Annotated in this window: 16 protein-coding genes and 1 pseudogene; 12 read left to right on the top strand and 5 right to left on the bottom strand. The window is 33.9% G+C overall.

All coding sequences use genetic code 11. From position 1 onward, the window contains the following. Window positions 1-32 precede the first annotated feature (32 nt). A complete protein-coding gene (locus BM319_RS10950; RefSeq protein WP_091022657.1) occupies window positions 33-380 on the bottom strand; it encodes a DUF952 domain-containing protein in 348 nt (115 codons plus the stop codon). Between the two features lie 15 nt (window positions 381-395). After that, the gene (locus tag BM319_RS10945) at window positions 396-1,142 is read right to left on the bottom strand and encodes a hypothetical protein (protein ID WP_091022607.1); all 747 of its coding nucleotides are present in this window, start codon (window positions 1,140-1,142) and stop codon (window positions 396-398) included. Window positions 1,143-1,303: 161 nt separating this feature from the next. On the opposite strand from BM319_RS10945, the gene BM319_RS10940 reads away from it, so the two are divergent. From BM319_RS10940 to BM319_RS10930, 3 genes are read left to right on the top strand one after another with little or no spacing between them, the layout of a single operon-like run. Then, a complete protein-coding gene (locus tag BM319_RS10940; protein ID WP_084007005.1) occupies window positions 1,304-2,758 on the top strand; it encodes a spore germination protein in 1,455 nt (484 codons plus the stop codon). A 20-nt stretch (window positions 2,759-2,778) separates the two neighbouring features. After that, on the top strand, window positions 2,779-3,876 hold the full coding sequence (locus BM319_RS10935) for a GerAB/ArcD/ProY family transporter (RefSeq protein ID WP_025568499.1): 1,098 nt from the start codon (window positions 2,779-2,781) through the stop codon (window positions 3,874-3,876). After that, a complete protein-coding gene (locus BM319_RS10930; protein ID WP_025568498.1) occupies window positions 3,873-4,994 on the top strand; it encodes a Ger(x)C family spore germination protein in 1,122 nt (373 codons plus the stop codon). The genes BM319_RS10935 and BM319_RS10930 overlap by 4 nt, the downstream gene beginning before the upstream one ends. Window positions 4,995-5,040: 46 nt before the next feature. Here BM319_RS10930 and BM319_RS10925 read toward each other — a convergent pair whose 3' ends face one another. Both BM319_RS10925 and BM319_RS10920 read right to left on the bottom strand, forming a co-directional pair. Then, the gene (locus BM319_RS10925) at window positions 5,041-6,225 is read right to left on the bottom strand and encodes an MFS transporter (RefSeq protein WP_025568497.1); all 1,185 of its coding nucleotides are present in this window, start codon (window positions 6,223-6,225) and stop codon (window positions 5,041-5,043) included. A gap of 2 nt (window positions 6,226-6,227) precedes the next feature. Further along, a complete protein-coding gene (locus tag BM319_RS10920) occupies window positions 6,228-6,671 on the bottom strand; it encodes a MarR family winged helix-turn-helix transcriptional regulator (RefSeq protein ID WP_025568496.1) in 444 nt (147 codons plus the stop codon). A 173-nt stretch (window positions 6,672-6,844) separates the two neighbouring features. On the opposite strand from BM319_RS10920, the gene BM319_RS10915 reads away from it, so the two are divergent. The 8 genes and pseudogenes from BM319_RS10915 (at window position 6,845) to BM319_RS10880 (ending at window position 20,285) form a co-directional block, all read left to right on the top strand. Then, window positions 6,845-7,723 carry a YitT family protein gene (locus BM319_RS10915; protein WP_025568495.1) on the top strand — a complete coding sequence of 293 codons (879 nt, stop codon included), beginning with the start codon at window positions 6,845-6,847 and terminating at the stop codon, window positions 7,721-7,723. A gap of 181 nt (window positions 7,724-7,904) precedes the next feature. After that, window positions 7,905-9,563, top strand: coding sequence for an FAD-binding dehydrogenase (locus BM319_RS10910; protein ID WP_025568494.1), 1,659 nt, complete (start codon window positions 7,905-7,907; stop codon window positions 9,561-9,563). Between the two features lie 236 nt (window positions 9,564-9,799). After that, window positions 9,800-10,567, top strand: a pseudogene (locus BM319_RS10905) (SDR family oxidoreductase). 191 nt (window positions 10,568-10,758) lie between these two features. Continuing rightward, a complete protein-coding gene (locus tag BM319_RS10900; RefSeq protein WP_091022605.1) occupies window positions 10,759-12,477 on the top strand; it encodes an alpha-keto acid decarboxylase family protein in 1,719 nt (572 codons plus the stop codon). A 530-nt stretch (window positions 12,478-13,007) separates the two neighbouring features. Further along, window positions 13,008-13,955 (top strand): LacI family DNA-binding transcriptional regulator, encoded by a 948-nt coding sequence (locus BM319_RS10895; protein WP_069035069.1) that lies wholly within the window; start codon window positions 13,008-13,010, stop codon window positions 13,953-13,955. Between the two features lie 43 nt (window positions 13,956-13,998). After that, window positions 13,999-14,769, top strand: coding sequence for a Cof-type HAD-IIB family hydrolase (locus tag BM319_RS10890; protein WP_091022603.1), 771 nt, complete (start codon window positions 13,999-14,001; stop codon window positions 14,767-14,769). Window positions 14,770-14,924: 155 nt separating this feature from the next. Beyond that, window positions 14,925-15,929: an alpha/beta hydrolase gene (locus BM319_RS10885; RefSeq protein WP_091022600.1), complete on the top strand. Its 1,005-nt coding sequence runs from the start codon at window positions 14,925-14,927 to the stop codon at window positions 15,927-15,929. Window positions 15,930-16,184: 255 nt separating this feature from the next. Then, the gene (locus tag BM319_RS10880; RefSeq protein WP_091022598.1) at window positions 16,185-20,285 is read left to right on the top strand and encodes a S8 family serine peptidase; all 4,101 of its coding nucleotides are present in this window, start codon (window positions 16,185-16,187) and stop codon (window positions 20,283-20,285) included. Between the two features lie 84 nt (window positions 20,286-20,369). On the opposite strand, the gene BM319_RS10875 is transcribed toward BM319_RS10880, so the two are convergent. After that, on the bottom strand, window positions 20,370-22,046 hold the full coding sequence (locus tag BM319_RS10875; protein ID WP_069035065.1) for a M4 family metallopeptidase: 1,677 nt from the start codon (window positions 22,044-22,046) through the stop codon (window positions 20,370-20,372). A gap of 565 nt (window positions 22,047-22,611) precedes the next feature. Here BM319_RS10875 and BM319_RS10870 point away from each other — a divergent pair. After that, a complete protein-coding gene (locus tag BM319_RS10870) occupies window positions 22,612-22,794 on the top strand; it encodes a hypothetical protein (RefSeq protein WP_069035064.1) in 183 nt (60 codons plus the stop codon). The last annotated feature ends 24 nt before the right edge of the window (window positions 22,795-22,818 follow it).

Raw genomic sequence — 22,818 nt, 5'->3', positions numbered from 1 at the left:
CTCAGTTCACTTATGTGAAACTGAGTTTTTTGTTATTCTTGCTCTTTTAACTCATTAGGTAATATAAATTGTCCATTTTCATCAGCATGAAGATCAACAACTTTAAAAACAGCATCTAAATTTAATGGTCCATAAATATGAGGAAATAATTGGCCAAAGTTTTCAGTATCTTCATATACGATTTTTGATTTTGTTTTTTCCTCATTAATACAAAGTATTTTTAAATCAGTTGCACCTTTAAAAAATAAGTTTGCGATTTCAACAGTTTGCTTTAGGGTTGAACAATGGATAAAGCCTTCGTTGTTTAAACTATCAGGTGCATATTCACCTGAATTATTTGCATTTTGCCAGTCTTTGTTTCCAATAATATGTAATATCATTTTGATTCTCCTTTACTAATTCTCAAAGTATAATTTAATTTTACTTTTCATATCTTCTTTATTTTCCGCAAATTGTTTATGTCGATGTCCATTCCCGCCAGATGTATGGGGGAATCCGTATAAAATGGGGTCCGAGTTTAAATATCCATTCGTCGTTAGATAGTTTAAAACTTTTGAAACATTAACTCCTAACGGGATAATGAGGGGACGTTCTAGTCTTATGATTTCCGCAGCAAATGTATTAACAATATACTTTTTAAGGAGATCGGTTCTTAAAATATTCGGGGTTGAACCATTATAGTTTTTCCCTTTATAAAAAACTGGGTATTTAATGACAGAGGTTGTTTGTACTAAATGACTAGCTGTACTAAAAAGTTCGCTAGTTGAATTTAATCCAAGATAATGATGTAATTCCAATTCATCTAACATAGCAATTAAATTTTTTCGCATCGGTCCTTCGAAACTAGAATTCTTTTTAACTTCATGTAAAATTTCTTCGTCATCCATCACTTCGTCTTTAAGTCTAATCACAGTAGAGTAGGATTGCTTCATTTGATGTAAGCCGGGAGTAATCCCAACTATGATGACTTTAGCTCGCTCATTAATGTACTCAAAAGGTGCATAATAAATTTCTAAATTTTTCTTTTCATCTTTATCTACTAAAAATTTTTCACTTTTTAATGTACTAGTTTCAAGTGAAGGAGATAAAGAAGAGATTAACGTTTTATATTCTTTAAATTTTGCATTAGCCAAGATTGCCATATTTGGTCCTCCATCAAAACTATTTATAGTTCATTGTATCGAAAGTTCTCCGTTAAATCCAACTATCTCCTAACTAGCCTTTCAAGTATAAAATAGGTGATTTTTGATAAAACTGATTAGCTGAAAGTAATCTGGAAATTTATGAAAGGATGGAAGATTAAGTGGATTATTCTAATCAACAAAAGAAGCGTTTAAGAAAATATAATTTACGCTCTTCCGTTCTTCATACTGAAGGAAATTTAATAGAAAACTTTAATATTATTCAGCGAGTGTTCCCGACCTCTGACTTAGTAAAAAAAGATATAGTTGTTAAAGATAAACAGGCTATAATTTGTTATTTGTCTAGTTTAGTTGATGAACAAAAAATAGGTCAATTTATTAATACAGTAAGTTCGTATACTGAAGATATAGAATTATTCATAACGAATAATACGATTCGGACTAATCAAATTTTAGATATTGAAACAGCAATATTGAATGGTAACAGTATTCTTCTAGTAGAAGGCGATCCAGTCGCATTTGTATATTCTTGTGGAAAATTGCCACAAAGAGCTTATACGCCTCCAAGTATTGATAATTCCTTAAGGGGCACAAAAATATCCTTTATTGAAACTGTTCAAGGTAATATTACTTTACTTCGAAGATTTATTAAAAGTCGAGATTTTCAAGTTAAGGAAGTTGAAATTGGGAATGAAAATAAAAGTACGGTAGCAATTGCGTATATCGATGGATTAGTAGATGAAGATTTACTATCTGGTGTAGAACAAGATATTTCAAAGATAAAACTTGATTCTATAATAAATGCAAACCACTTAGCGCAATTAATAGAAAGAAACCCATTTTCTCCTTTTCCTCAATATTTTACAACAGAAAGACCGGATGTTGCAGCTACGACATTACTTGAAGGAAAAGTAGTTTTAATCGTAGACCGATCTTCTGAGGTTATTATTTTACCGATTAATTTTGCAATATTTTTTAAAACGATTGATGATTATTCAGCAAGAGCGATGGTGGCTTCATTTAATCGTATACTTAGAGTAATTGCATTCTTTTTAACAATCTTTTTGCCGGGAATCTATATTGCAATTATTTCATTTAATTATGAGATCGTTCCTTTAAAATTACTATTATCAATCGGGGAATCTAGGGCAAAGGTTCCATTTGATCCTTTATTTGAAGCCATTGTTATGGAGATCACCTTAGAAATGTTAAGAGAAGCAGCGATTAGACTACCAGCACCTATTAGTACAACAGTTGGCATTGTAGGTGGGATTGTAATCGGGCAAGCAGCGGTACAAGCAGGAATCGTTAGTAATATTATGGTAATCGTCGTAGCTTTAACGGCTATTTCATCATTTATTATTCCAAACTATGAAATGGCATCTAGTTTACGAGTCATTCGATTTCCAATTATGATTATGGCTTCATTATTTGGTTTAATCGGTTTGATTGTAAGTACAATGATTCTCATGATCCATGGTTTGAGCTTAACTAGCTATAACAAACCTTATACATTGCCATTTTCTCCAATCAATCGTGATGCATTTAAAGATACAATCATAAGAGTACCTTTAAACTATCTTTGGAAAAAACAAAATAAACGTAATGAAGAATGAATGTTAGAAGGGATTCTTTCATGATAATTACGAAGTCAAAAATTACACAATTTCAATTTATTTTAATGATTTTTGGTATTCAAGTAGGGATTGGAATGTTGTCACTTCCTAGAGAACTAGCTCTAAAAGGAGGTACTAGCAGTTGGATTGCAATTCTTTTTGGGGGAATACTTTCTACTTTAATTAGTATTGTATTTGTTAAATTTAGAGAGAAGGCTCCTAATTTAAACTACATAGGTTTTTTTACTTTTTATCTAGGAAAAATTATTGGATCAATCGTAGTTTTGTTACAAGCAATTTATTTTCTATATGGAGGATATCTTGCATTAGTTAGAGCGATTTTATATATTCAATCCTACATACTTCAAGAAACTAGAACTTATATTTTATTAGTGCTATTTCTTTTTCCAACTTATCAGCTAATAAGTGGGGGAGTTCATTTAATTGCAAAATATATAGAAGCAATTTTTCCAATTGCTTGTTTTACCTTATTCATGCTGTTATTCACACTTAAAGATGCTGATATAAATTTTATTTTACCAATTATTAAGGATGGCTGGATGCCGATTTTAAAGACGATTCCATTAACGACGACTTCATTTCTAGGCATCGAATTAATCCTAGTTTATTATCCATATTTAAAGTCGAAAGAAAAGGCTGTAAAATGCGTTATTATTGGAAATGCTTTAACAACTTTTACCTACGTTTTTGTAACAATTATTTGTTTTGTTATTTATAGTCCTTATGAAATTAAAATGACATTTGAGCCAGTAATCGATATTTTAAGTGTAATCGAATTTCAATATGTTGAGAGGTTAGATTTCATTTTATTCTCATTATTTTTAATGATAATATCGAAATCATGGGTTACGTTTATTTGGGCTGGTATGAATGGGTTATCAGAGTTATTTAAATTTAGATTATTACCTATTGTCATTATTATTCTTTTTATCCTCATTATCATCCTTACATTTATTCAAGTTCCGACATTTACAAATACAACTAATCATTTACACGTTTTAATGATTTCTGGAAGATACATCACGATCGGTATCCCTATCCTGTTATTGATCGGCGGTTTAATAAAAAATAATTTAAGTAAGGTGAAAATCAATTGAAATATTTTCAAGTATGTTTGCTTAGTATTTTTTTAATAATCGGCGTTTCGGGTTGCAGAGGGAAAATAAATATAGAAGATGTCACATTATCGATGATTTTAGGAATCGATGTGAACGATGAAAATAAAGTAGAAGTATTTATGGCAAGTCCAGTCTTTAGTGGAGAAACACAAGCGAAAACTGAACATTTTAACGTTCAAACTCTATCGATTAAAGAATCTAGAAATTATTTTGATACGCGTGCTAGTGGTGTTACTGGTGGAGGTAAAATTCAAGCAATCTTAATAGGGTCAAGAGTACTTGAACATAAAAATTGGTTTTCAATCATGGATATGTTTTTTCGAGATCCCAAATTTCGATTAAATGCAGATCTTATTTTTGTAGATGGTCCACTTGCCGATGTTTTTGATTTAAAACCAAAGGATAAACCTGAGTTACCGATCTATATTCCTCAATTAATACAAACTGCTGATTTTCGAAATGTTGCCTTTAGAACGACTATACGACAGTTTCATCGAATGTATTTTGAGAAGGGGATTACACCTTTTGCACCTGAACTAGCAATACAAGGAGAGCATTTAGTAGTCAATGGGACAACTTTATTAACTAACAATAATTTGTATAATCGAACCTTATCAATGAATGAAACACAACTGTTAAAAATTTTAAAAGATCATTTAGAGGGACAATTAGTAATTGCATTGGATCTTAAAAAATTTAAAAAAGATGTAGATGATGTCTTTACAGATGAAGAAACTAGTTTTTATATTAAAGATGTAAAACGAAAAATCGATAAAAAATATTCTAATGGTCATTATAGCTTTAATGTGAATTTGACATTGCCGATTATGTTTACAGAATCTCCAATAGGATTAACGAATTCATCGGAAGCTATCTTAAAAAAAGCGATAGAAAAAAAATTGCAAAAAGAATTAAATAATCTAATCCAATCTTTTCAAAAAGATAAAGTTGATCCAGTTGGTTTTGGTATACTTGCTCACTCATTTCAGTACGCTGATTGGAAAAAAAATGAGAATCATTGGCTTGATACATATCAAAAATCGAATATAAAAGTAAAAGTTAAGATTATTGTTATAGATAAAGGAATAACGATGTAAGTGAACAAAACAAAACCCACCAAAAAAATTTTGGTGGGTTTTAAGTTTAGGCGGCTGCATTTTCAAGATCTATTGCTTTTCTTTGTTTACGATCATGCAATAAATAGTAAATGACAGTCGTTGACAATACAGCAATTGCAGTTATGACATACATAATATGGAATGATGTTTTCGCAGATACAACTCCAAGTACGTAAGAGCCAATTCCCATACCGACATCAAAAAACATAAAAAATGTTGCTGTCGCCATTCCCTTTTTAGCAGGGGCAGCAGTGTTAATCGCTAATGTTTGAAAACTAGGTACGATTGAGCCATAGCCTAGACCGATTAATGCAGCGGAAAATAAAAAGATTGTTGGTACAGTTGAGAAGCTCAAGACAACTAGACCAATTGTAAATAAGATGATCCCAGGATATACAATTATGTTAGCTCCTTTACGATCAAATAGTTTACCAGTGAAAGGTCTTGATCCTAAAATGAAAACTGCATAAACAATAAAAAAGAAACTAGCAACATCTACAAATCCTAATTTTTTTGCGTATAATGTGATAAATGAAATGATACCACTGTAACCAAAAGAGATAATTGCTGAAGTAATTGAGATTGGTAATGCTGAACGCTCAATTAATTGTGATGGTTTAATTCGAGTTTTTGCTTTTAATGTTTGTTTAGGAATCGCAATGAATAGTCCGAAAATAAGTGAAATAATTGCGAAGAAACCACAAACAAAAAACAAAATATGGAAGGTAAAATGATTCATTAAATTAATACCAAGATAAGGACCAAATACCATTGCAAGGATCATTGATGAGCTATAATAACTCATACCTTCGCCCCTACGTGATATAGGAACTATTTCAGCGACTATTGTACCTGTTGCAGTTGTTCCTAGACCAAATGCAATCCCTTGTGCAAAACGCAATAAAAGTAATAATGCAAAATTATTGATAAAAGGATATAAAAAAGTTGTTAATGTAAAGAAAACTAATGAAATGATTAGTATTTTTCTGCGACCAATTGTATCAAGCCAGATCCCTGCAAATGGACGAATTGCAACTGAGGCAATCAGAAAGGATGTTACTACAAGACCAACTTTACTATCTTCTTGGCCTAAATTATCAATCACAAAAATCGGTAATGTCGCCATCAACGTATAAAATACTAAAAACACAAAAAATCCACTTAAGCTTACACTTAGAAAATCCTTTGTCCATAAACGCTCGTTTTTCAAACTTATTCCCCCTGTTTAGTAACCTCCGACGCTTTCATATTGTTCATCATTTTTTGAAAAACTTGAAGTGCAATATCAAGCTCTTCATCGGGTATATCTTTAATAACATCATTCTCAAATGAGATGATTTGCTCTTTCCAACTATCATATTGATTTATAGCTTTATCAGTTAGATGAATCATTTTTTCTCTTTTATCTGTTCCTTCTTTGCGAACAATTAAGTCTAAAACTTCCATCCTACGTAGTGTTCGTGTAAGGGTAGGTGGCTCAATATTCAAATTCGAACAAATTGTTCGTTGAGTACATGGTCCATGTAAATGGATATAGTGAATAACAGACCATTGTGCCAAATACAATCCAGTAGGAACAAGATGCTCATTAAATGATTTCGAAAACTGACGTGTAGTTTGATTTAATAAAAAAAAGAAAGGCTGCTTTTTGCGCATAAAAAAGTCTCCTTGGAAAATTAGTTAGCTAGCTAATTAAAATAGTTGTCTAGCTAATTATATTTGAACAAATTGTGAATGTCCAGTGAATGAACTTAATTAGTATAAATTGAGCATAAGAGCAAATATTAAATATAGAAAAATTTTACAAAACAGTTAGGACGGTATTTGAGATGGCAGAAGTAGTACATTCAACAAACGGGAAATCTCATAAAATGAAGATTTTACAAAGAACAATCGCAATGTTAGTTGGTTCCTTACTTGTAGCGACAGGTCTTGAAATATTTTTAGTTCCAAATGATGTTATTGATGGTGGAATAACAGGTATTTCGATTATGGTTTCCCATCTTACAGGGCTTCCACTTGGCGTATTTCTTTTTGTATTAAACCTACCATTTTTTTATTTAGGTTATAAGCAAATAGGGAAAACATTCGCGATTTCGACGATTCTTGGCATCACTGTTCTTTCTTATTTAACAAGCAGGTTTCACCATATCTCTGCTTTTACGGAAGATATTCTACTAGCAACAATTTTTGGAGGAATGGTCGTAGGTGTTGGAGTAGGATTAGCCATTCGATTTGGTGGAGCACTAGACGGGATTGAGATTCTAGCGATCATTATTAATAGCAAGATTCCTTTTTCCGTTGGTGAAATCATTATGGTTTTCAACTTATTTATTTTAGGAGCTGCTGGATTCATCTTTTCTTGGGATCGAGCAATGTACTCAATAATTGCATATTTAGTCGCATTTAAAACAATTGACATCGTAGTAGAAGGATTAGAACAATCAAAATCAGCATGGATCATTAGTGACAAAAGTGAAGATATTGGAGAAGCAATTCTTTTTAAAATGGGCCGTGGTGTTACCTATATAAATGGAGCAGGTGCATACTCAGGTGAAACGACAAAGGTTATCTATTGTGTTATCACTCGATTAGAAGAAGCAGAATTAAAAACAATTGTCGATGACATTGACGAAAGTGCCTTTTTAGCAATTTCAGATATTGCAGAAGTACGTGGTGGAAGATTTAAAAAGAAAAACGTACATTAGGACTGTTCAACAAAAGCATTGAAATATGGAGGAAGGTTCAAAAGTGGTTTGGACCTTCTTTGCTTTTATTCTCTTGCTATTTGCTGTATTATTTATTTGATAACTGAAAATTTAGAAAACTATTTTGTAGATAAATTTATAATTTGATAGATTAAAAGGCTTAAAAGGAGGGAGAAGTTGAATGGAGAAATTCGATGTGATTGTTGTTGGAGCAGGATTGGCTGGTTTAGTTGCAACTGCTGAGATAGCTGATGCTGGGAAAAGTGTATTATTACTAGACCAGGAACCGAAAGCATCAATAGGTGGTCAAGCTTGGTGGTCATTTGGTGGGTTATTTTTAGTAGATTCTCCAGAGCAACGTAGATTAGGTATTAAAGATTCGAGGGAATTAGCTTGGCAGGATTGGCTTGGAACAGCAGGATTTGATCGAGAAGATGATGAGGATTATTGGGGAAAGAAATGGGCAGAGGCATATGTCGAGTTTGCATCAGGAGAGAAGAGGCAATGGCTTTATGACATGGGGGTGAGATTTTTTCCAATCGTCGGTTGGGCTGAACGTGGGGGATATCTTGCAGAAGGACATGGGAATTCAGTGCCCCGATTTCACGTAGTATGGGGTACAGGTCCTGGAATTGTTGCGCCTTTCGAACGAAGAGTTCGCGAGCATATGAAAAAAGGTTTAGTAGAATTCAGATCCCGACATCGTGTAGATCAACTACTAACACAAGATGGAACTGTAGTCGGAGTAAGTGGTTCTTTATTAGAACCAAGTAATTCAGAGCGAGGAGAAGATAGTTCTCGAGAAGTAATTGGTGACTTTCAATATGGGGCAAAGGCGGTTTTAGTATCAAGTGGCGGTATTGGTGCGAACGTTGATTTAATACGCCAAAATTGGCCAAGTCGATTAGGCACTCCGCCAAAAAGAATGATATCTGGTGTACCGGCACATGTTGATGGTCGAATGCTTGCCATTACTGAAAAAGCTGGTGGTCGAATTGTTAATCGTGATCGAATGTGGCACTATACTGAAGGCATAAAAAATTGGAATCCTGTATGGAGCAATCATGGAATCCGTATTCTTCCGGGACCATCATCAATTTGGTTAGATGCACGTGGACAGCGCTTTCCTGCACCTAATTTTCCTGGTTTTGATACGTTAGGTACATTACAAGCCATTCAACAAACTGGTTATGATTACTCCTGGTTTATTTTAACGAAAAAAATTATACAAAAAGAGTTTGCACTTTCAGGTTCAGAACAAAATCCTGATTTAACTGGAAAAAGCATAAAACAAGTGATGAAACGGGCAACTTCAGGAATACCAGCACCTGTAAAAGCTTTTATGGAAAAAGGAGAGGACTTTGTTGTTGCAGACACGTTAAAAGAGCTTGTTGAAGGCATGAATAAAATAACCGGGGAAAATTTACTAAACTATGATGTAATCGAGCGTCAACTGATTGCACGTGATCGTGAAATGGATAATAAATTTACAAAAGACTTACAAATCACTGCCTTAAGAGGAGCACGAAATTATATTGGTGATAAATTAATTCGTGTTGCGTCTCCTCATAAAATTTTAGACCCAAAAAATGGTCCGTTAATTGCTGTTCGTTTAAATATTGTAAGTCGTAAAACACTTGGTGGACTTCAAACAAATTTAGATGGGAATGTATTAAATTCTTCAGGTGATGCAATACCTGGACTATATGCAGCAGGTGAAGTTGCTGGATTCGGCGGCGGTGGTGTACATGGTTATCGTGCAATGGAAGGAACATTTTTAGGTGGTTGTTTATTTTCAGGTAGACAAGCAGGTAGAGCGATTAGTAGAGAGTTAGAATAAACTCGAACTCTTCAAATACATGCGTTTGATCGACAAACTAGTCGATCTTATTTTTTTCTTTAGTTGACTTAAACCATAGTTTAAGTCGTATGATAATCATGTTGACATTGATCGATTATTGATTGGGGCTTCTAATGAAATATTGCTCAAGTACAGAAGCAACCTTAAGATCAAATTATTAATAGAGATTGGCTTAGTTAGTAACATATAGAAAAAAATAGAAATGAGGAATTAACATGAAACTTTCAGGTAACACAATCCTTATTACAGGTGGTAGTACTGGTATTGGATAAGCTTTTGCAGAACGCTTTATTAAATCAGGAAATAAAGTCATAGTGACTGGGCGACGTGAAAATGTACTTGAAAATGCTAAAGAAAAATTTCCCGATCTTATTACACATGTGAGTGACTTGAGCTCTGAACCAGAACGCGTATCATTGTTTGAGTGGGTAACAAAGAACTATCCAGAAGTAAATGTGCTAGTAAATAATGCAGGGATTCAACAACGTTTTAATATTTTAAAATCAGATGCCAAGAACGATTGGAAATATTTTAATAATGAAATCATAACTAATATTGAAGCACCAATCCATTTGTCTATGCTGTTTGCTCCATATTTTGCTACAAAAGAAGCGGCAACGATCATTAATGTTTCATCGGGATTAGCTTTTACTCCATTGGTCATTGCGCCAATCTATTCAGCAACAAAAGCAGCAATCCATTCATTTACTATGAGTTTACGTCACCAACTTTCCGAATCATCTGTGGAAGTAATTGAAGTTGCTCCTCCGGCAGTTAATACTGATTTAGGCGGTGCAGGATTGCATACTCACGGTGAACCTTTAGATGAATTTGCAGATGGGATTTTCATGGAATTAAAAGAAGGGAAACAAGAAATCGGATATGGAACTTCAGTTGAACGACTTCGTATGTCGCGAGATCAAGTAGATGAACATGTTACAAATATGTATAATATGTTGAAAAATACAATTCAACAACATTAGTTCAGCAGTATTTTTTTTTTATGAAGTAAAAACGGGCAAATTCGTTAATTCGGATTTGTCCTTTTGGTGCTTTATATTGATTTTTTCCTTATTCCCAACAATTGTATAGCCTGTTCTATGATAGGGTACGAATAAAAAGGGTACTAAAAAACTGAACAAGCTATTGATATTGGAAAAGGAGTGGGTGTGTAATGGATAAAAAGAATACAGTCAGTCCCGACACACATGCTAGTATGGCACAAAAAACAGTTGGGCGGTTTTTGTTTGATTGCCTAAAGCAAGAAGGGATTACTGAAATTTTTGGCGTCGCAGGGGACTATAATTTTTCATTACTTGATACGTTGGAGCGATATAACGGAATCCAGTTTATAGAAGGACGGAACGAACTAAACGCGGGTTACGCTTCGGATGGTTATGCAAGAATCAAGGGGATTTCTGCTCTTATTACAACGTTTGGTGTTGGGGAGTTGAATGCATGCAATCCAATAGCTGGCGCCTATAGTGAACACGTTCCAATAATCCACATTGTTGGTTCACCAAAAGAGAAAGATCAAAAAGAGCACAAGCTGATGCATCACACTCTAATGGATGGGGATTTCAATGTATTCCGCAATATGTATAAACAGATAACAGCCTATAGTGCTGTACTCACACCTGAAAATGCCATGATTGAAATTCCTGCTGCTATTCGAATTGCAAAAGAAAAGAAACAACCTGTTTACCTTGTTGTGGCCGATGATTTAGTCGATCAGCCGATTATGGACAGGATAGAGCCAACACCACAACAAAAAACATCAAACATAAAATCTCTTCAAGCTGCGACAGATCATGTCCGTCAGCTACTAGAATGTGCAAAGCGGCCAGTTATCCTAGTAGATGTAAAAACGATACGTTTTGGCCTTCAGGCTGCAGTTCTGCAATTGGCAGATGCGATGAATATACCTGTTGCATCCATGATGTTCGGTAAAGGCGCATTTGATGAAACCCATCCTAATTATATCGGTATGTACTTAGGCTCGTTTGGCTGTTCTGAAGTTCAAAATAGGGTAGAAAATGCAGACTGTATCATTGCGATTGGCTTGGTACCCGCGGACACCAACACAGCGAATTTTACCGCAAAACTGAATTCAATGGTGACCATTAATATCCAATCGGATCTAGTGAAGATTGCTGAGGCGGTATACCAGAACGTTCTAGCTACTGACATGCTTCAGGCGATACAAAAAGTGGGGTATAAAGGTCAAGGCTTACCAGGAAAAGTGTCATTTCCATACGATCAATCCAATGTAAGTAATGATGAACCACTTAAAGCGGCCGACTATTATCCAGTTTTTCAACGGATGCTGAAAATGGACGACATTATGATTGTTGAGATTGGTACATTATACAATGGTATGGCGGAAGTGAGATTGCCTAGTAATATTACATATATTGGGCAAGGAGGCTGGGGATCCATCGGATATGCAACCCCTTCGACGTTTGGTGCCTGTATTGCAGCCCCAGAGCGTCGGGTGTTGCTGTTTACTGGTGATGGCTCACTACAGCTAACTGCACAAGAAATCAGCTCCATGCTCTATTACGGCTGTAAACCGATAATTTTCGTCTTAAACAATGACGGTTATACAATCGAAAAATATTTAAATGTTAATACGAAAAATCAAACATACAACAAAATCCCTAGGTGGTCTTACACTAAGCTAGCTGAAGCTTTTGGAGGCAATGCGTTTACTGCTATTGTTCATACTTATGGAGAGCTTGAACAGGCAATAAACCAAGCTGAAATTGAATGTTCCGAAAGAGTCAGTATTATTGAAATGATTGTAAAAGACCTATTGGACGCACCAGAAAATATGAAAAAAATGTACAAGTATTTGGAAAAGCAGGCAATGAAACGCAACCAAAATAGTTAATATAAACAAAAAAGTTGGAATCAATAAAACAAATGATCTCAACTTTTTTTAATTGTCTTTTTCCCTATATTTCTAATGGCTATTTGTTCAATAAATCGAGTGATGAAAACCTTAATTTGCTTTATTGTAGCATACTTGAAATTTAATTTAATTTTTGTCTTGACTTGAAATCCATTTCATAAATTAGATTGAAAGTAAGCCGATTTTCTACGAGATGTGAAAAAAGATGAACTTAATAGGTTAACTATTATCACAATGGATATTCATTGTTTGACAATACAGGGTTATTGGAAATCTTTGAAGATTTGTTTTTAACTTATAAAAGGTTATATATTGTAAGCAGTAAACTATAAAATAGTAAAAAATCTTTCTAGTTTGAGGAAGATATTGAACATTCTATTCTCTTTGTAGGAGAACACAGGTTTACGAAATATGACATACAGAGGAAGAAACCTTATATGAATGGTTTTAAGAAATTGAATTTAAATATGTAAAATTCCTTAAAATTTATACTATGTTGGCGGTGTAAGATGACAAATATTAACGATATTGCAAGATTAGCAGGTGTATCCGTTTCGACTGTTTCTAGGGTACTAAACAATTATAAGTATGTTGCTAATGATAAACGAGAGGCTGTTCTTAAAGCCATTGAAGAAATGAATTATACGCCAAATAAAAATGCAATTGATTTAATTCGAGGAGAAACAAGAGCAATAGGTGTTATTCTCCCATATAACAACAATCCAGCGTTTGATCAAATTTTAAACGGTATACTGAACAAGGCATTAGAGAAAGATTTTTTGATAACGGTACTTCCTTCAAATTATCGTAAAGAAAAAGAAGTCGAGTATTTGCATAAATTAAAAAGCAAGCTGTATGATGGCATCATTATCACGTCACGAGCAAATGATTGGGAAACAATCATTCCATTTAGCAAATATGGTTCAATCGTTGCTTGTGAATATACCCAACACAAAGAGATTGGCTGTTCCTATTTGGACCGCTATTCGTCTTATCTAGATGCCTTTCAATTATTAAAAAACAAAGGACATGATGTGGTAGCATTCACATCTGCTAGGTTAGAAAGTAATAGCACGAAGCAATTGATTGATGCTTATATTGAAATATTTGGTGAACTTCAACCTGAATACCATCTATCAGAATGTCATTGCTTAGAAGACGGATATGAAGCAGCAAAGAAATTTATGCATTTACACAAAAAGCCAACAGCTATTTATGCAAATGGGGATGAAGTGGCTGGTGGAATGTATTTATACGCAAAGTCGCAACAATTAAAAATCCCTACTGATTTAGCAATCATAGGTCAAGCAAATCAACCAATTGGGATCGGTATGGGAATTTCTACAGTGGATCATCAATTAACGAAAGTTGGTGAACAAGCTTGTAGCCTTGTAATAAAGAAATCTAGAGACAAAGTAAAAATACCTTATCAAATTATTGAAAGAGATTCTGTTTAATGTAAATCAAAGATAAAAAATAGAGAAAATGTGGGGAAAGAAAATGCGGGAAAAATTTATTGTTTTTGACATAGATGGAACATTACTTACGACTGAAATGAAGTTTCTAGACAGTACGAAACAAGCTTTGGTTTCTCTAAAAGAAAATGGCCATGAAATCGTAATCGCGACAGGAAGAGACTACACTTCTGCAATATCGATCGTCGACGAACTCGAAATTGATACTTATGTTTTATGCAATGGATCTGTAGGGTTTGTCCGTCATGAAATAGCTCATGAGGAAATATTTTCAAAAGAATCTATTTTGAAACTAATTGAAATTGCGATTGAAAACAATGATCAGATTGTGTTCCAAACATTGAAAGGGGTAAAAAGACATTTTGAAGAACCTGGAGAGTCGCTCACTACGGCCTATGAAAGTCTAGGTTTAATTATCCCTGACTTTGATGAGATGTATTGGAAAGAAAATTCGATTATTCAAGCTATGCTGTTTTGCAAGAATGAAGATCTTCACAAATATGATATTAACGAATTCCGATATGTGAGTTGGCACCAATTTGGCTCAGATGTCATCCCTAAAGAAGGATCGAAGGCAAAAACAATTTTGAAAATTGCTAAGGAAAATGGATTTAAGCAAGAAGATATTGTTTTCTTCGGTGATGGAATGAACGACATCGAACTAATGGAGCTTTCAGGAATTGGTGTTGCAATGGGAAATGCTGAAACAGCGGTTAAAGAGAAAGCTAATTTAATCACAGATAGCTGCAATGAACATGGCATTTATAATGCTCTTAAGAAAATGTTATTAATCTAATACGTGAAAGAAATTAGATTAACCTTGAAAAGTTTGAAATGCTTTGTAAGCTCGACTTGAATATTGATAACTGGCTTAAATACTGTCTTCATGTATGATAATTTTGGAAAATCGAATAATAAGCTTCAGTTAACTCTTTTATCAGGAGGATAAATATGAAGCGCACTTTTAAAATAATTGGAATTTGTTTACTTATATTGATCATAATTAGTGTTGGATCGATATTTCTATCCCCAAGACCTGTAACGTGGTTTTTGAAAAAGTCTTTTGCCGGTGGAATTGAAGTAGAGGCAGCTGATTATGGCATAGCAAAACAAAAAACAAGTATGGATACTGATATTGAGTACTCAACAAAATATAAAAGCAGTACTTTTGATTTGATTAAGTATAAAGGTGATCTGAAATACGTTCCAACCATTTTTTGGATTCATGGTGGTGCTTTTGTAGCGGGAGATAAAAATGATGTACGGAAATATGCTACATATATAGCAAGTCATGGGTATAATGTAGTGAATATAAATTACCCCTTAGCTCCGAGTGTTGCTTATCCAATACCTTTACAACAAATTGATCAAGCGTACCGATTTATTAAAAAAAACGCTGGTAAATATGGACTGGATTTAAACAATATTTATATTGCTGGAGATTCAGCTGGAGCTCAGCTTACAGCACAATTTGTAAGTATTCAAATGAATAAAAACTACTCCAATACAGCTAAAATAGGTCAAAGCGTCGATCCAAATACAATACGTGGGGCAATACTTCTTTGTGGTCCTTATGATCTGAAAGAAGTTCAGACGCACGCTTCATCAACGTTGATGAAATTTGTATTTAAGCGAGTTGGCTGGGCTTATTTTGGAAAATACAACTGGGAAGATGAAAAGATGACAAAGGAATCTTCCCTTTTAAGAAATGTACCAGAAAGATTTGTTTCAACATTTATAACTGACGGAAATACAGGTTCCTTTGAATCACAAGGTAAAAAATTTGCAACATTACTAGAAAAAAGAACAGGTGTTAAACAAGTCTTTTATAGTAAATCAGAAGGAAAACTAGGTCATGAATACCAGTTCCAAATGAATACGAAAGCCGCTCAAAATACATTTAATGAACTACTCAATTTCTTGAATGGTACGAAAGTTTCTCAAATACAACCGTGAGTTCAAAAATAAATAAGAATCAATTTGAATGCAAATGAGATTTCAATGTTTTTGAAGTCTCTTTTTTTGCACTTTGTTTTCTCCTCGGGGCAAAAAAGAATTAAAGTTAATCAACTTTTGATAAATTTCTTGATAGATTACGTCGAAAATCTTTTAGATGTTGATTTGATAAGGGATAAATAACCCAATTGACCGAATATTCAGAATAATTAATAATAAAAGTGATTTTTGTTTCTGAATTTTAGGAGGTAGAGAATGGGAAAACATTTTTCTAGAAGTAAGTTTGTCAAAAGTTTTTCAGTGTTAGCATTATCGTCTGGTTTTATTGTTGGCTCCTTAAGTCATGTAACAATCTCATCAAAAGCTGCAACATACTCGAAAGTAGAAGATATGCTTGCAAATTTATCATCAGCTCAAAGAGCAGCACTTCATCAGCTTTCAACAAGTAATGAGACAGGGCTACAAGTTAATCAAGATATTGATTTAGATTCTACTACTCAAACGAGCGTTATTGTCGAATTTAATAATAAACCTGCAAAAGTCGCTCAGCTTGAATCTTCTTTAAATGGTAAACAGCTCACAAAGAACGAGGCATCAAACCTTGTTGATCAAGACCATGCAACTTTTTCAAAAGATTTAGGACAAGTATTAACCGAAGAAAATCATAAAAGTGTAAATTACAAAGTAAATCGTTCATTTAAGCATGCTTTTAATGGTGTTTCAATGAGTCTTCCAGCAAATCAAATAAAAAATCTACTAAAATCAAAAGCTGTTAAAGCAGTTTGGAGTAATGAAGAGGTACATGCAGATGTAGATAATACTCAAGAAGGATTACAAGCTGGAGGATCAAGCAATGAATCAGCCCTTTCTTTTCTAGGAGTAGATAAGCTTCATCAGGAAGGTATTACTGGAAAGGGAGTTAAAGTAGGAGTAATTGATACAGGTATCGACTATAATCATCCAGATTTAAAGGATGTATATAAAGGTGGATACGATTTTATTGATAATGACAATGATCCGATGGAAACAACATACGAAGATTGGAAAAAATCCGGTTTTGCCGAATTTTACTGGGCTACAGGAGCATCGTATTATACTGAACATGGTACGCATGTCGCAGGAATCATCGCTGGTCAAGGAAAAAATGACGGGGATATTAAAATGAAAGGTATTGCACCAGATGTTGAGTTACATGCATACCGTGTATTAGGGCATTATGGTTCTGGTACAGATTCTAGTGTTTTGGCAGGGATTGATCAAGCTGTAGCAGATGGGATGGATGTCATTAATTTATCTTTAGGTGCAGGAATAAATAATCCTCTGTATTCCACAAGTATTGCAATTAATCAAGCAGTACTCAGCGGGGTTACAGCAGTTATCGCTGCAGGAAACAGCGGAAATGATATGTACACATTAGGTTCTCCAGGTACTGCAGCACTTGCTTTAACTGTAGGCGCAAGTAATGAACCAAATAATTTACATACATATAAGAGTGTACTACAAACAGGTACTGACTCAATTTCAACTGACTTGCAAGAAATGGCAAAAGGATATACAGATCATGTTGAGCAATTAAATGGCCAATCCTATTCAATAATTGAAGTAGGTTATGGTGCACAGTCGGATTATAAGAATAAAGATGTAAAGGGGAAAATTGCATTAATTAGTCGCGGGAATAATATTACTTTAGGAGATAAAGTTAAATTTGCAAAACAAAACGGTGCAGTAGCTGCATTACTTTTTAATAATAATCCAGATGAGGGACTAATACCTGCTTATTTAGGTGATGGATTAGATTATATTCCAACTTTCACCTTAACGAACGCGCAAGGTTTAGCATTGAAATCAAAGATTAATACAACAAGTAAATTTACTTTTAATGAACTTGGACAAATTCAAACGAAAGCAGATGAGTTAGCGGATTTTAGTTCACGTGGACCAGCTCGAGTTACTTACGATATAAAACCAGAAGTTACAGCCCCAGGTGTAAGCGTTTTTTCTACAGTGCCAGCTTATATGATCAATAAAAATACGCCAAATGATTATAAGTATGCGTATGAACGTCTCTCAGGTACATCCATGGCAACACCAAATGTTGCAGGGATGGCGGCACTTTTACTCCAAGCAAAACCAAACATAGAGCCAAGTGATGTCAAAGCGATTCTAATGAATACAGCTACTCCATTAAGTAAGGATTATAGCGTGTTTGAATCAGGTGCAGGTCGAGTAGATATTTATAAAGCGGTGCATTCATCCATTGAAGTGAAAGTTCAAAATGAAACACCAATTTTAAAAAATGGAAAAGAAAAATCAATTAAAGATGAAACGGGTGCTCTTAGCTTTGGTTCAGTCGATCTAAGTGAAGATGTTAACGAAGAACGTAAAGTTGTAATTAAAAATATAGGTAGTGAGGCAAAAACATTTGATGTAGCAGTTAAATTTCAAACAGGACTAAGAGGATCTAAAGATGCCGACAAAAATGGAGTAAAGCTCTCTATCGAACCGACCATTAAGCTACCTGCAAATTCACAAAAAAATACCAATGCTTCAATCTTCATACCGAAAACTGCAGAAAAAGGTAATTATGAGGGATTTATCATCTATACAAATCAGAAAGATCAAAAAGAAACATATAAAGTACCTTTTGCAGTACATGTTGTTGAAGAAGGAATAGCAGTTTTTGAACCATCATCAACTGGGTTATCCGAAGACCATTATAGAGATTCATATTCAAGTCCTAACACAATTAAGGCGATAACTGCTCAGGTTCAAATGAAATCAAATAGTAGAAATATTGATTTCATTTTGGAAGATGGAATGACAAATCAGGAAATAGGTTTTCTTGGAACAGTGAATGGATTTAGCTTAAATGAAGGTGATTTAGTTAATATAAGTCTCTTTAATGGTACGTATTATCCTTTTGATAAAACATCTCCGAACGGTATAAGTTCTACAAGCGTTGTGTTGGGTGAAGGTTTTTATAAGATCAAAATGCTTGCAACATCCGACACTGGTAAACAGTTCATAACATACCGTAATTTAATTATTGATAACAGAAAGCCTAAATATACAATTGATGGTCCAGTAGGGGATATAATTGAATATGAGGAAGGACAAAAATCTGTTACCATAACTGGCTCAGTGTTCGACCAGGATATAGAGGATTATAAAGCAGCTGGAATGAAAATTGATCAATCTGCTAACAAGGTCTACGATATAGCACAAGGAGATATTCCTGTTGAAATACCTGTTAATAAGGATGGTACGTTTAAATATGATGTACCAATAGGCTTGGGGGTAAAGATTGTAAAATTAGTAGTTACCGATTCTGCCGGAAACGGTAGTGTCATTCCTAAAACAATTAAAATCTTGAAAAAAGGTACACCATATTTGACAGCGGTTGTAGATAAAGATACGGCGAAACCGGATGATCTTGTTAAAGCAAAAATCGTTTTAAAAAATGCTGTCGATTTTAAGAAAGGTACGGTAAATTTAAGCGTTCCATCAGACTTTTTATCGATTGAGGATATTGCACTTCATCCAGACTCTAGTAAACTTGGAGAGATAAAGTTTACTAAAACTGTAGGTAATAGTGTGACTGTAGAAGCTTCTGATAATAATACGCAAACTTTAAACGGAGATATCCCACTAGCAGAAGTTACGTATAAAGTAAAAGATTATAACTTTGAAATCAGACCAGATAGTAGTCTTATTTATGCATCTAGCTCATATGTAAACCGATCAGGAAAAACAACTTCTCTTATTACAAATTCACCATATGTTGATTTAGTTCCAACATATTCGAAAATGAAATCTATTTTATATGCTGAAGGTTTATTAACTAGTAGTGGAGCATTTGATAGTAAGAGAGATTACAGTTTAGTAGGAGCGGAAGTGTCGGTCCAAGATTCTACGGGAAATAAGTATGACCAAATTTTTAATAAGTTTGGAAAAATTGAAGCTTTACATTTAGCCCTTACTGATCAACCGTTACGATTAACTGTTAAAGTTCCTGGACATTTTAGAAGTCTTTATGATTTTAATATTGGTATGTTAAATGAAAAAGGTGAATTAACTGGTCAATTTAAAAAGATTAATCTTCCATTATTACTTGGTGGAGATGTAAATGGAGACGACGTAATTGACGTAATGGATGCACTATATATTCAAACATACTGGGGAACAAACAAACGAAGTGCAGATATTAATATGGATGGTAAAGTAGATGCAAAAGACTTTGCATTTGTAGAAAAAAACTACTTAATGCAAAATCCTTCAGTGCAAAATGCACCAAAACCAAAAAGTAAATATAAAATGAAAACATTAGAGATTGTTAAGGAAGAGTTAGGTCTCTAATCTACTACTGCTATAAATTATAAAAACCGATTTCCTTCTATTATGGAAATCGGCTTTTTATTTAACTCAAAATGTAAATTGAAATTATTTTACACCAACTGCATCAAATGCATTATTAACAGTTGTTACCTCAGCAGAGCTTGCACCATATAAGTCAGCAGCAGATTGTACAAGTGCTGCACGAGCTTGACTAAATGTTGCTGAAGAAGTTAAGTAAACTGTATTTGCACGATAGAAAATTTTAGCTAGTTTATCATTACCGATGCCTGTTACAGATACACCGTAATGAGTTCCACCTACTGCAATTAAGTAAGCAGCTTTATTGATGATACTACTATTTGTATGAACGCCTCCATTATCAGAAGTTCCAGTGTAACGTTTTGAGTAGTGATCTGGATCACCGTATTTAGTTGGGTCACTCATTGAACGAAGTGAGTCACCAGCAATACCTGGTGTGTAGATATCCTCACCAATCTCGTAATCTGGATTGTTATTATTATAGAACTCAATAACAGTTCCAAAAATATCCGAAATAGCTTCGTTTAATGCACCAGATTCATTTTGATAGATTAAGTTAGAGCTTCTTTCTGTAACAGCGTGAGTTAACTCATGCGCTACTACGTCAAGTCCACCTGATAAGTAAGTAAATGTTGTTCCATCACCATCACCATAAACCATTTGAGAACCGTTCCAAAATGCATTGTTATAACTACGGCTATAATGGACAGTTGATTTTAAAGCAGCACCATTACCATCAAATGAATTACGTCCAAAAACAGTTTTATAGTAGTCGTATGTTTTTCCAGCATAATAATGTGCATCAACTGCCGCAGCTTCAGCTGTGCTATTTAGTAGTGTGTCAGTGCTTGATAAAAGCGTTCCAGGAAGAGTTGTACGATTAGCTCCATTATATGTGAAAATACCGTTTCCTCTAGTATTGTCTTGTAAATAATAAGTTGAACCAGATTGAGTCATATTTAATGTTTTTGTATCACCAAGTACACCTTTACCTGTTGCAGTTACATTTGTACCAGTAACTGATGGTTTAGCAACTGATGATCCAGCTGATTTACTAGCAGCATGGATGCTATCCATTGTATCAATACTATTGTAGCTATTTAAAATTTTACCAGTTGAAGCTTCAATGAAATAATTATAGTTTCCAGGTTTTGGAGAAAGGAAGTTTAAGTTTACTAGATAAGCATAAGTTGCATTATCACCATTTGTATAAACTACTAGTTGAGCTGTAGGGTCTTTTTCATAGTCAGGGGTATATCCAAGGTCTGCTTCTGCGATTTTGATCGATTTATTAGCGTTAACTTTTTTAGTAGATTTTAACCCTTTTTTAGTATCTAAGTTTGGAATAACTGTACCAGAGAAAACAGTTAGAACTCCATTATCTCCAACTACTGCCGTTTGAGTTGATCCCCATACAGGAACACCGTTATAAACTTGTTGTAGGTGAAGAGCAGTACCGTAAGTATCTTTTTTACTAGACTGAACAATGAACGAATCATCTGCAGACTTCGATCCTAGTTTGAACTTATCTTTGTTAGCATTTACATAAGCTTTTACAACGCCTTCAGCATTTTTAGCTGATGGTTTTGTCAGTTGTCCAGAAACGAATTCAGGAGATCCCACTGATTTGTTGTACTTGTAATTTGATAATACATTTTTTGGTGCAGCATATGTATTAGTTACTGATAAACTACTTGCCGCCAAACCTACCGATAATCCAACCGCTAAAACTTTTTTGTTCATTAAAAATTCCTCCCCTTGGTTAACAATGTGGTATTGAGGAATTCATCGTATCATCTGAAAAACTGGTTTATCAAACTACAAAATTCGGCAAATTTTGCATTTTGTGAGGGAAAAATAAGCGGAAATATCGAAGAAAAAATAATTCAGAATCTTTAAAATAGTTAAAAAGTATCAATTTTAGTTAAAAAATGGTAAATAAAAAATCGAATTTTATTAAGAATATGTATGATTTTGGTTAAAATTAACTCAAAAAATTGGACTCTATGGAGAGAAAAAGTATTAAAATTATTATATTAGTAAATAATTGTTTTCTGTTTTAGTTTGAAGTTAGGACGGAAATACAAAAAAAGCAGAAAAGGTAAAGAATTTCTGCTTTCCTAGTTTTAGTATTCATTTATCATTTTTAACCGACTAGTTGGCCTCGTATCGAAAGAGATTATGATGATATTATTCTAGAAATAAGAAATTCACTGAACTCCGAAAAATTAGTAATTGTCCAACTAAGTATAAAATCACCCTAAAATTACCAAAATAAATAATAAAAACTAGTAAAAGGGTGAGTTACTTGAGTATCGAATTCCAGGTTGGAAAAGATTACGAAAATGGTTCAATTAAAGACGTTTTACACGATTTAGGTTTTCAAGAAGATGGTAGAGCGTATACAAAAGACGGAAAGAGATTTAAGTATGAAGGCTGTGATAAGTATCAAAGCTATATCTTTTCTGTGACGATGAATCAATTAAATTAAAGTTTTATAAATAAAGCTAATTTG

It is taken from the genome of Bacillus sp. UNCCL81 (assembly GCF_900112535.1).
Lineage (GTDB): Bacteria > Bacillota > Bacilli > Bacillales > Bacillaceae_G > Gottfriedia > Gottfriedia luciferensis_B.
Note: the sequence above shows the minus strand (reverse complement) of the source record. Positions and strands in the feature narration are given on the sequence as shown.